Raw genomic sequence first — 12,606 nt, 5'->3', positions numbered from 1 at the left:
TTCACCTACAGCGCCACAGACAACAGCGGCGCCTCCAGTCCCGCTACCGCTACTGTCGCGGCCATACTTCCAACTAACAACCAACCGCCAGTTGCCAACAATGCCAACTCCAGCCTCGCGCCCAACAGCAGCCAGTTAGTCACAGGATTGGGAGGAAGCGACCCCGACGGGTCGATCGCCTCTTATACCATCAACAGCCTGCCCCCAGCAGACCAAGCCGTCCTGTTTTTAGGAGATCCAGCCAACGGTGGTGTACCAGTGACACCCGGTCAAGTCCTGACGCCAGAACAATTACAGCAACTATTTTTCTTCACGACGGGCAACTTTACAGGAACCAAATTCACCTACAGCGCCACAGACAACAGCGGTGCTATCAGTCCAGTCGCTACCGCTACTGTGGCTGGACTGATAGGGCCGACACCAACTCCAACTCCAACTGGCAACCAACCGCCAGTTGCCAACAATGCCAACTCCCGCCTCGGGCCCAACAGCAGCAGGTTAGTCACGGGATTGGGAGGCAGTGACCCCGACGGGTCGATCGTCTCTTATACCATCAACAGCCTGCCCCCAGCAGACCAAGCCGTCCTGTTTTTAGGAGATCCAGCCAACGGCGGTGTACCAGTGACACCCGGTCAAGTCCTGACGCCAGAACAATTACAGCAACTATTTTTTCAAGCCACAGGCAACTTTACAGGAGCCAAATTCACCTACAGCGCCACAGACAACAGCGGCGCCTCCAGTCCCGCTGTCGCTACGGTGGCAGCCATACTTCCAACTGACAACCAACCGCCAGTTGCCAACAATGCAAACTCTAGCCTCGGGCCCAACAGCAGCCAGTTAGTCACAGGATTGGGAGGCAGCGACCCCGACGGGTCGATCGCCTCTTACATAATCAACACCGTGCCCTCACCAGACCAAGCAGGTCTGTTTTTAGGAGATCCAGCCAACGGTGGCGGTGTAGCAGTGACACAAGGTCAAGTCCTGACTCCTGCACAGTTGCAGCAACTATTTTTCTTCACGACGGGCAACTTTACAGGAACCAAATTCACCTACAGCGCCACAGACAACAGCGGTGCCACCAGTCCCACACCCGCTACTGTGGCAGCTATCTTGCGGCCGGTTGCGCCAACTCCCACACCAACGGCGGCATCGCCGATCATCTCAAATCCGATCGCCGAAACAGATACCGACTGTTTGTGTCAGCCCATTATTGAAAAACCGGGAATTAACTTTGCGCTCCCGCCGCAACCACCTGCAGTGGGATTTGTCCGGCCTATTTCACAATTTTCAGAGGGACAAACCACCAAAGGAACCGACGGCGATGACTTCATCGTAGACACCAAAGGCAACCAAAAAATCGTCGGTTTTGAAGGCAACGACCTGCTTTTAGGTGAAGACGGCGCGGACGAAATTTACGGCAACGAAGACAATGACACGATTTTTGGGGGCATTGACACCGATATTGTTTACGGAGATGAGGGCAACGATATCGTATTTGCAGGCAAACAGAACGACTGGATTGCCGGCGACTTAGGTTCTGACACCCTGTTTGGAGATCGAGGTGCGGATACGATTCTCGGAGACACCGGGCAGAACAACTCCCAGAGTCCTGACGATGCTCGCGATTTGATTTTCGGAGGCGAGGCTGGAGACCTCATTAACGGCAACGAGGGCGACGATACCATCCATAGCGGCAAAGGTGACGATATTGCCCTTGGAGGTAAAGAAAATGACCTGATTTGGGGCGAACTCGGCTCCGATACGTTGTTTGGTGGCATCGGCTCCGACAGCTTGTTTGGGGGCATCCGCGACCAAAGGGCCAGCGACTCCCAGGGACGCGACTTGCTTTACGGAGGCTTCGGTAACGACTTCCTCAACGGCCAACAAAACAACGATACGTTGGTTGCAGGTAAAGATAACGATCGCGCTTACGGAGGTAAAGGCAATGACATCATCTACGGTCAATTAGGCTCCGATACCCTCTACGGTGGCCAAGGAGCCGATACTCTGCTCGGCGACAGTGGCAGTTCCGAGTCAATCGGGAATCTCGGCGAACAAGACTTAATCTTTGGGGACAGCGGCAACGACATCATCGGCGGCGGCCACGGTAATGATACCGTGCAAGCAGGTAAAGGCAATGATTGTGTTTGGGGTGGCAAAGATAAGGATCTGATTTGGGGCGAGCTCGGCTCTGATACCCTTGTCGGCGACAGCGGCGACGACACCATGTACGGCGGTGCTCGAAGTCGAGCTAAAGATGTGGGTGGCCAGGACTTGCTCTTTGGTGGCATCGGTGCTGATGTGCTGTTCGGCGATGAAGCTGAAGATACCATCAGTGGCGGTCAAGACAACGACTTGATTTACGGTGGCAAAGCTAATGACCTCATACACGGAGATCAGGGTGACGACTTGATTTACGGCGGTGACGGCAGCGATGAACTCTGCGGTGGCGAGGGCAACGATACCATCTATGGCGATCGTGCTGATAACCGGGGCGTCTCGGTGGGGGAAAACGACCAGCAAGACTGCATTAACGGCGGTGACGGCGATGACTTGCTCTACGGCAATGAAGGCAAAGATACGATCAACGGAGATGCTGGCAGCGATACCCTGATTGGTGGTAAAGATAACGACCTTCTCAATGGGGGCGCTGGAGATGACTGGCTGTTTGGCGACTTGGGCGAGGATACTTTAATTGGAGGTATGGGGAGCGATCGATATGTGTTGAATGGTGAGGGTGGCACTGATACTGTCATTAACTTCGAGGTAGGCGTGGATAAGTTTGTTTTGAGCGACGGGCTGAGTTTCGAGCAGTTGCAATTTAGCGCCACTCCGAACGGTACCTTGCTCCTAGTAGCAGGAACCGATCGGGTTTTAACGAATCTGGTTGGGGTTAACGGGGCGATCGGCTCCTCGGATTTCCTACCAAATCTCTCTGAGCTTTAGAATTGGCGGCGAAAGTCTCCTGTTCTGACGAACAAAACGCCACAGCAGATCAGAACTTCTGTGGCGTTCCTCACAATACTAAATCCGGGTTAGCAACTTTGTTGCACTCGGCCCTTGACATTACTCTTACAGTTGCCTTATGTCCCTCTATAAAATGCTAAAAAATAAGGGTGTATTCAAGCCGGATTTGGTATAAGATAAAATCTGTTAGCAGTGGGATTATTCATAAATCTATTATCTTTATCGGCGTGAACCAGGGTTCCTCCATTGTCATCAGTGGTGAATAAATTCTCTTTTTTTACCGCAAATACAGGCAAATAAATACACATAAACGCAGATGAATTATATTGATTTCTGTTGCATTATTCGTGATTATTGACTGGTTTTTCCGCCCAACGAGGCTACCGGATTTGGTATAACTTTGTATGTGGTTTTTCAGGTGTTCCAAGGTACACAAGGGTTGGTAGCAAAGAGTGTTTACTACGAACTCATTTTAGTGTGTGGTGCGATCGGGCTTAAGAGCCAACTAAAATTCATCACTAATTCCCCATTCCCATTCCATTGATGCACAATTCGGAAGTCAAAGATACACGGATAGCTATTTTTTCTTTTTCCCTGCTTCGCCCCAATTCCCCATGATCGATTCAAATACTTAGCTTAGGATAGCGAAATCTGCTTGCGTAAAAACAGGCGACGCGGCTGGCCGAACAGCCAACCAGTCCAATTCCAATCCACCTGTTGCAAGCGATAGCCGGCCTGATAGTACAACTGTCGCGCCGCGTGATTATTTTCCAGAACGTGGAGGTAAATCTCAGAAAATCCCCATTCTCTGGCTGTCTCCTCGCAGTTGCTGAGCAATTGTTGAGCAACCCCCTGCCGCCGATACTCCGGGTGAACAGCTAAATTCGACAAATAAGGATAGTCAGAACTGGGTATTTGCCAAGGAAAGCGAGAACGCAGAGCCATTTCTACTGTTCCTGCCATGCGCTGAGGGTGCGATTTATAATTCGGCGTTCCCTCCTCGCGCGAGACTAGCTCAGCAACCAGACAAATGTAATGTTCGGCCTTAGAACGCAGTCGATTTTTTAAATCTTCGTAAATGCCCAAACGCAACACTGGATACACCCATTCTACAAACCCCTCGCGGGAGTGAAAACTCATGGCTAAAATATCAGCTAGCTGCGTTAAGTCGTTGGGCGCAGCGACCCGGATCGAAAAACCAGAAAGTCCGGGAGTTTGTTGTTGGTGAGATGGTGAGGAAAAAAATGAAGGATTCACAATGCCAGGCCACTATATTAATTTTTTGACGCGGGTTTCTAAGCTACCATCTTAGAAAATTCACTGATGTTACACTGATCTTATAACGTAACTTATAGGCATAGTTTATTAACCAGATTAACTGAGAGAGAGGGTGACAAGACAACTAGACCGATTGCTGTACAAGGGATAGAGCGTTTAGTCTTTGGCGAAAATTCTGAGCTTTATGGGGCTCTAGGGCCATCCGTGCTAACATCTGAGCTCGCCAGAAAACTAGGGACTGGCTCCAAGCATAACCAGATAATCCGAGCCAAAAAATACTGTGATGGGGAAAATTATTAGGAGTTTTTTCCGAGCCACCGAGGTAAGCTACTAAGTGGTTAGATTGGAACTCATTCCCGGCGATAGTCGCTAACCAATAAGCGAAAGTAATCAACAAAACTAAGGCTAAAAATCCGGTGGAATCCACCCGAGTCGATTCGCGATTATAGCCTCCACTTTTACAATCTCTAAACATTATTTCGATGCCCCCTTGCGTTTGATAAAGTTCCTTAACCCGCTTTGATTTGGAAAGCGTAGTTAGTAAATACCATGGTTCTTTCACCCCTTTTCCTCGATAACGTCGTTTCCAATAAACTCCTAAGTTTAATCCATGAATAGGTGTAGATTTTTGAATGGTTACATCGGTGAATAAATGAGATTCTCCGGATTTAAATCCTTGTTTTTTTAAAGAATGACGAGGCTGGTATGAAGTCGCTAGCACTCTTTTTATGTCGAAATACGACATCTACACTCTTTGTCCTCAGCCAGTCTGCGAGCTTTGCACTACGAAACTCAGGCGTCTCCTACCACCACAACAGGATAAGGTTTTAAAATGGCCAAGACAGGACTCAACACCCGTTTTTGTTCAGCGAAAGAACTACTCCCTAACTTCGACAATAACTCCCAATATATTGGCAAAGCATGATTTTCCCAGATTATCGTGACCATGATTAGATTCGGGTCTCTCCATTGGGTTCGGTCGAGAGCAACGGCTACATAGTTTTTAGTTTTGACTCTTAATTTTGAACTGTTTCTACGTTGCGCTCTGTTAAATGTTTCCTCTCTAAATTCAGACTTTAAAGCTGCCTTGATTATAGGAAACCACAGCAACTTTGCCGAAAGCTGGGGGGGCTTAAGAAATCGCTGGAGACTTCTTAAGCGACTATTGTATTGAATCGGTTGAGGAAAGATGTTAGCCAATCTTGATAATCTGACTTGTCGATAGCTTTGAAGCATCAGAACTAAGAGTTCTAAGGCGAGTGCTTGACTCTCGCTCAAATGGATTCGTAATAACTTTTGGTATAATGTCTTGAGCATTTTTTGTGGGGTGGCTCCAAAAGCCACCTGCTTTTTTACGCCTTCTCCATTATCTCAAACAATTGCCCCGTCTGGGTTTTTCCTCGGTTTTCACCCTCTCAGCCAGATTAAATTACTTTTTTTTGTGCTTGACTTTAAGTAGTAATTGAGGTAAAGGAAAAATTTTTAGCATTTAATACTCTAGTTATGAAAAGATAAAACTCATCCCCTCATACTAGATTTGTGGATAAGCTATTTGGCCTTTAAATTGAAGCTTGATCCCTGGCTTTCGGCCGGCATCACAAGAGTTTAAGTAAACAGTAGCTTACAAATTAAATGCGCGACAGCTTAGCGGGCAAGGTATTAAAAACAATCAGAAAGGTTTTAACGTCTGGTTCCCAGAATCTTACCGCTCTCTGCTTACGGAAATACCCGATCGAATATAATTTATCCGTCAAGCGGTAGTTGAAAAACTCCACGACTGACCCTACTAACACCGGGCGCGCTGGCGCGTCGGATGTTTCCCGCCACCCCCCGACCTGGCACCCCAGCTTTCAGCAGTTCTGGGCTATCCATCGCCCGTCCCCCATCGAACCGGCCTTACCTGTTGAGCTACTGGGTACTTTTCCAAGCTCCAATTTAAATTTGGATGCCTGGAAACAGTCTACAGGGGTTTTCCCCGTCGGTTCGATACTCTGCTGCGCGCGAGCGAGACCTTCAAAACCTCGATCGAGCTGATTGACCCTGCCCAAAAACCTATACAAGCCACCGACACTCGTCGGGGACAGATCAAAATTTTAGACCCTAGTTCAAGCTCCCCGATTCATCTGTGAAGTAAATCTAAAATCTAAAATCTAAAATCTAAAATCGACTGATCGGTTTCCACAGAGTACATCCCTAGCTAAGATTAACAGATGGATGCTCGAGCTTGCGGTGTTTCGCCGCAGTAATTGGCTTGGGCGTTGGTCTGCAGGAGGCACAAAAAATTCCGATATCGGGGAAAAAGGTGCAAGTCTAACTAAAATGGTACAGCAATTGCGTCACTCCCACAGACACCTCTGTGGTCTGTGGGCAACCCCGAATATTAGTCAGGGACTGGGCGCCCGATTGTGGGCGGTATCCTGGGCTGACTGTTAAAGTTGCTGTTACTTGTGGGAAAAAACACAGGCGAAGATGTTGGTTGTCTATTGTATCTTGCAGCAGGCAGCTTTCACATACCAAATAAAAGAGTCCTAGGAGCCAGGATCAAACATAAATTTGGTAAATCTACTCATAATCAGGACGGTTATTCCTATGTATTCTGAGATATCCAGACGGCAGTTAAAATTGCCTGATTTGTGTTTGCTCTGCTGCTGCAGAAAGGTAAGGGGTTAAAGAAAATTATCGGGAGACAAGTTTATGTGAATATCATTAAATAAGAAAATTGGGGTGCACGACAGATAACTGTGGCTCAGAAGAATTCCGAATTGAAAACCCAGACATCAAAAATCAAGGTTGATGCTTGCCTCGGCACACTCACAACAACTTCATATCCACGAATTATTGTGATACCATTTTCCCAAAATAATGGCTATCTAGGCAAAATCCCAATTCTTATGTCATCAGTCATTCGCAACCGAAAATCGAAAATCGAAAATCGAAAATGGTATGACTTCAGCAATTTAAATCGGCGAATTCTTCCTTTAATCAGACTTATTAAATCGAACAGCCCCGGGGCACAGGAGAACGGTGCATGAATTCCCAAGAAAATCCTAAGCTAAAAATTCTGATCGTCGATGACGAACCGGATAACCTCGACTTGCTTTACCGCACCTTTCATCGAGACTACAAAGTGCTCAGAGCCGAATCTGGTCCCGCTGCTCTCGAAATTTTGGCAAAAGAGGGAGAAGTTGCGGTGATTATCTCCGACCAGCGAATGCCAAAAATGAGCGGTACGGAGTTTCTCAGCCTGACGGCGGCTCAGTACCCCGACGTGATCCGAATTATTTTAACTGGCTATACGGATGTTGAAGATTTAGTTGAAGCTATTAACGCTGGCAAAGTATTCAAATACGTTACTAAGCCTTGGGATGCTCAAGAGCTGATAAATCTTGTCAGTCAAGCTGTTGAGACTCACAATCTTCTGAAAACGCGCACCAATGAACTGCGCCGTGCTTTGAGCCAAGAATCGCTGCTTTATGCCGTTACCAATACTATCCGATCGGCTCCCAATTACCAGCAAATGCTGCAAAGAATTGTGGAAACTGTCGGGCAGATGTTTGAGGTGAGTTGCTGTCTGCTGCGGCCGTTCCAAGACGGCCGGGTGGCCGATGAGTGGTTCGTTTACCAGAAGGCAGAAACTAAAGGGTTGCGGGGCGATGAGGAAGCGATGCCAGGAGATGCTTCTGCTGCCGAACTCTCCCCCGATTTGCTGCCGGATTTGGTTTGGGAAACTCTGGATGTGGAGGTGATTCAAGATGCCCAAACTGACGATCGAGTTTTAAACTGGGATAATCCACAGCGACAGCAGGCTTACGAAGCTGCGAATATTCGATCGAGCTTGATCGTACCGCTGTTTTACAAAATCGAACTGATGGCTGTCTTGGCGCTGCACCAGTTCGAGGAACCGCGCCAGTGGCAAGACCATGAGGTACAGTTGGTAATTACGGTGGCAGACCAAGCCGCTTTGGCGCTTTCTCAAGCCCGGGCTTACGAACAGGTGCGGGCGCTGGCCAAGCGCGAGGCCTTAGTCAATACTATTACTACGGCAATTCGATCGAGTCTCGATCCCCAAAATATTTTTGCAGCCATTACTCAACAGCTTGGTCAAGCTTTGCAAGTTGACGGTTGTGCCCTATCTCTGTGGACAGAAGATGATGAATACGTCCAATGCGTGGGGCTATACGACACAGATAGGGATACCGTGGCTGTAGAACAGGGTTTTATTGACAATCCAGAGGTAGTTGCGAACCCTCTTGGCCCTGAGACAACTTCTGCCGATGCTGCTGGGAACACTCGCGCCTGGGTTTTTGCCCATCCTTCTTTGCCACAGTCTTTGGTGCCGATTCGGGGCAATCCGGTGTTGCTGCAAGTTATGGTATCAAAAGAGCCGGTGGCGATCGAAGATCTCGACGAACACCCCGAGTTAAATGTTACAGAACTGCAAGTTCGATCGCCAGCCCGCGCCCTGTTAGTCGTTCCCTTGCTCTCAGAAGGCAAAATCATCGGCAGCATTTCCCTGCGCCAAAATCGCAGCATCCGCCGCTGGAACCTCTCAGACATTGACCTGGCTCAAATAGTCGCAACTCAAGCGGCTCTAGCCGTGCAGCAGTCGCGCCTCTACCAGACTACCAGACAGCAGGCAGAAAGGCTTCTGGAAGCCGATCGGCTCAAAACCGAATTTTTCCAAAATATCTCCCACGAGTTCCGCACCCCTCTAACTCTAACTATCGGCCCTCTGGAATCAGCTTGCGGCCGCAAAGAAGATTTGCCCTACGAACAAGCCGTAATCGCTTTGCGTAATTCCCGGCGCCTCCTGCGCTTGGTAAATCAACTGCTGGACTTGCAGCGACTTGATGCCGGACGCATGCAGCCGAGTTTCCGCCCCTGCGATTTGGTCGGTTTCTGTTACTCTACCGCAGAGTCGTTCCGCGCCTACTGCGAGAAAAAAGGACTGCACTTAATTACCCAACTGCAAGAATGTCCTTTACTTTATTTGGATCTGGAAAGATTTGACAAAGTTATTTACAACCTGCTATCAAATGCTGTTAAATTCACCCCAGAAGGCGGAACTATCACCCTGAAAGTTGAATCGGCCGGCGCTCACTGCTTGTTGCAAGTAAAAGACACGGGGATCGGCATTCGCACCGAACAAATTCCCTATTTATTCGAGCGGTTTCACCAAGCCGAAGGTTCAGCTAGCCGTTCCTATGAAGGCAGTGGCTTAGGTTTGGCACTTGTCAAAGAATTAGTCGAACTCCACGGCGGTCAAATTTCAGTTGAGTCAGTTTACGGCGAAGGTACTACTTTTACCGTTTGGCTGCACTTTGGTTCGACTCACTTGCCCCCGGAACAGGTACTAGAAATACCTGCGGAGTTTCACTCATCGAAAGCTGCTGTGGAACTGGCCGATGTGGAAGCGGATTTATCGGAAAATGAGGCAGAAAATCATAACTTTGAGGCGCTCCAACCTATCAGCTCAGAAACAGTAGTGGGAACGGTTTTGGTGGTTGACGACAATCCCGATTTGCGCTTTTATGTGTCTGCAATTTTGCGAGATTCTGGTTTTGCAGTTCTGCTCGCCCGCAACGGACAAGAAGGGTTTGCCGTGGCAAAAAAACGCAGACCAAATTTAATTATAACGGATTTGATGATGCCTTTGATCTCGGGTTTGGATTTGATTCGGATGATTCGAGAGGATGAGGAGTTGCAGGGAACTCCGGCAATTTTGCTGACTGCTAAAGCCGACGAAGATACTCGAATTGAAGGAGTAGAACGGGGTGCAGATGCTTATTTGTCCAAGCCTTTTAATGATCGAGAATTGTTGGCGGAAGTGCGGAATTTGATCGCCCTCAAACAAAACGAGCGCCGAGTGCAGCAGTTGAACAGTTATTTAACTGAGTCGGTGCTGCGCCGATTTTTGCCCCCGGCGATGGTGAAGGCCGCAGCGGCTGGAGATTTGGCATTGGATTTGCGCCCGGAACCGCGATTGATTACTATTTTGTTTAGCGATATTGTCGGTTTTACTCAAATGGCAAATACGCTGCGCTCGCGCCGGGTAGCTGAGCTGTTGAATGAATATTTGGCGGCAATGACTAAGGCTATTTTTGACAGTGGCGGTACCGTGGACAAGTTTGTTGGAGATGCCGTAATGGCTTTCTTTGGCGCGCCGGAGGAACTAACGCCTAACGAGCAAGTACGCCGCGCTGTGGCTGCTGCGGGGCAAATGCTGCGAGCTCTGAAGGAGCTTAACAAGGGCTGGTTGGAGCAGGGAATTGTTGGGGAAAATGGCGTGCCTCCGGTGCGGTTTCGCTGCGGAATTCACCAGGGTACTGCGGTGGTGGGGATGTTTGGTGGCCCCGACCGAGCAGATTATACTGCGATCGGGCCGAGCGTGAATATTGCCGCCCGCTTGCAAGAGGTGACGGAACCAAACACGGTGCTAATTTCGGCGGCGGTAGCCGATTATGTTGAGGAAAATCGCATTGTTAAATATAAGCCTTTGAAACTAAAGGGAATTGATGAAACGGTATTGACTTTTTTACTAAATTGTGATTAGTCATTATAAGTATTATATAGCAATCGCTTTCGTCGGCGCCGGACACCAAAGGTAAGACATCCTCTATTGCATCTGGTAAACAATCAAACTGAGCCAGTTTTTTGGGGATGCGACTCTTTAAGCAAGACTCTTCTTTGCTCAATCTTGTTAATATCTGGTGAATAGGGAGGACTACTTCCCGTTTATACCATAACCGCCTTGGCGGTTGCTATAGTTAGGGCTTGCTGAATAATCGATCGCCAGCCAAGAACAGGTGCGATCGATATATTCAAGCTCGGTTAAAGATAAGTTTTTCTGTATCGATTTACCCCAATAATAATTGGGGATTATCTCCCACCAAAAAACAGGTGTTCTTTTTCTAAATAGATATAAAAACACACAAAAAACCCGGCGCCACCCGGTAGAAAGATTCATGACCAAAAAAGTAATTGCAATAACTGTACTAGATGTATTATCAAGTTTAGCCATCACTCTATTCAGGCCAAATCTGCGTTTGCCTTGTCCGAACTTGCCCTCAATTGCATTTCTAATCCTCTCATCTTCCAACGCTTGCCTCTTTTTTGATTTACTCACATTTGCTGGAGGTCTTCCTAAAGGAGGTCCACTAATTCTAATACCTTTTTCTTTACACCACGCTCGGTTTTCCCGATTTCGGTAAATGCGATCTGCATGAACGGACTCGGGATAATATCCTGTGAACCTATGATATGCTTCTACTTGGGCTTTCAAGTCCCCTGATTCGTTAAAATTATCCCAGCTCATCCGGTCTAAAAATACATATCCTTCAAAACAACTGGCTGATAGTTTGGCTCCAAACTCTACGCTTTTTCCTGCTTTTCCTCTGACTATGGGACGGATATGGGGTTGGCTTAAACTTACTATTCTATCCTCAATACTCTGTTTATTATTATCAAATAACCATTGCTGTTGACGATAGACTTCTGTGAGGACTAGCAAGGTTTTATACTGCTTTTTATTCAGACCTTCTAGGGTCGCACCTGAATCGATTAGCTGTTCAATATTAGCGAGATTTCTTTTAATATATTGGAGTTGTTTTTTTAGTGCCTGTCTTCTTTTTTTTCGGGTGGGCTGTCTTTGTTTAGCTACTACTAAGTAGTCTTTTCTTGCTAGATTACGGTAGGTTCTTGGTTTTTTACGGGTTGGATCTTTGATCTGTTTATACAGGATGTCTATAATTTTTTCGGTATGAACTCTGGCTTTGTTTAATAGTCCTAAGTCTGTCGGATAGGTAATGTCGGCTGGGGCACAGGTAGCATCTATGATTAATTTTCCGCGATTGGGTGACTCATTTTTGGCGTCCGCATCCTTTTTTTTTTCGGGTGGGACTGGCGTGATTTCTCGCATTTTTTCAACCATACGTTCGTTCACTTTATTAATTAAGTTGGGACTAATTCGTTGCCGAAAATGAACTAATAGAGATGGGTCAAAGGGTAGTTCATTGGTGTAGCTTGATTGACCGATAAAGTATTGCAGATAGGGGTTTTCACGGATCTGTTCTACTGTTTCCCGATCGCTAATTCCCAGTTTTTCTTTAATAATTAATGCCCCCAATGCCATCCGAAAGGATTTGGCTGGTGCACCCTTGTCTGCGGGGAAGTTGGCCGCATATTCTGATTCAAATTCATCCCACGGAATTATTTGGGCCATTTTTACCCAACGGTTGAGGGCTGACAATTTAGACCCGTTGGCTAGTTCAAAGTCTAAGGGTGGGAGGGTAGCAAGCTCAGCTTTTTTGTACACGATCGCAGGTGTTGATGCACGGGTTTTGATCTATTTTACCTGTTTAT

The 12,606-nt window shown here is 47.5% G+C and carries 4 protein-coding genes and 1 pseudogene; 2 read left to right on the top strand and 3 right to left on the bottom strand.

Features of this window, described 5'->3' with window-relative positions; genetic code table 11:
- On the top strand, nt 1–2,946 hold a 2,946-nt coding region (locus tag QUA04_RS17075), incomplete at its 5' end, for an Ig-like domain-containing protein (RefSeq protein ID WP_445242334.1).
- Nucleotides 2,947–3,603: 657 nt separating this feature from the next.
- Here QUA04_RS17075 and QUA04_RS17070 read toward each other — a convergent pair.
- On the bottom strand, nt 3,604–4,224 hold the full coding sequence (locus QUA04_RS17070; RefSeq protein WP_333258516.1) for a GNAT family N-acetyltransferase: 621 nt from the start codon (nt 4,222–4,224) through the stop codon (nt 3,604–3,606).
- Nucleotides 4,225–4,369: 145 nt separating this feature from the next.
- Nucleotides 4,370–5,562, bottom strand: a pseudogene (locus QUA04_RS17065) (IS4 family transposase).
- A gap of 1,711 nt (nt 5,563–7,273) precedes the next feature.
- Here QUA04_RS17065 and QUA04_RS17060 point away from each other — a divergent pair.
- Entirely contained in the window at nt 7,274–10,798 is a 3,525-nt protein-coding gene (locus QUA04_RS17060; RefSeq protein WP_333258514.1) for a response regulator, read from the top strand.
- A 171-nt stretch (nt 10,799–10,969) separates the two neighbouring features.
- Here the strand turns inward: QUA04_RS17060 and QUA04_RS17055 are convergent, their stop codons facing one another.
- Nucleotides 10,970–12,559 (bottom strand): IS5 family transposase, encoded by a 1,590-nt coding sequence (locus QUA04_RS17055; RefSeq protein ID WP_333258512.1) that lies wholly within the window; start codon nt 12,557–12,559, stop codon nt 10,970–10,972.
- Nucleotides 12,560–12,606 lie beyond the last annotated feature (47 nt).

It is taken from the genome of Microcoleus sp. S13_C5, assembly GCF_036700845.1.
Classification (GTDB): Bacteria; Cyanobacteriota; Cyanobacteriia; order Cyanobacteriales; family Microcoleaceae; genus Microcoleus.
This window is presented reverse-complemented; position numbering and strand designations above follow the sequence as displayed.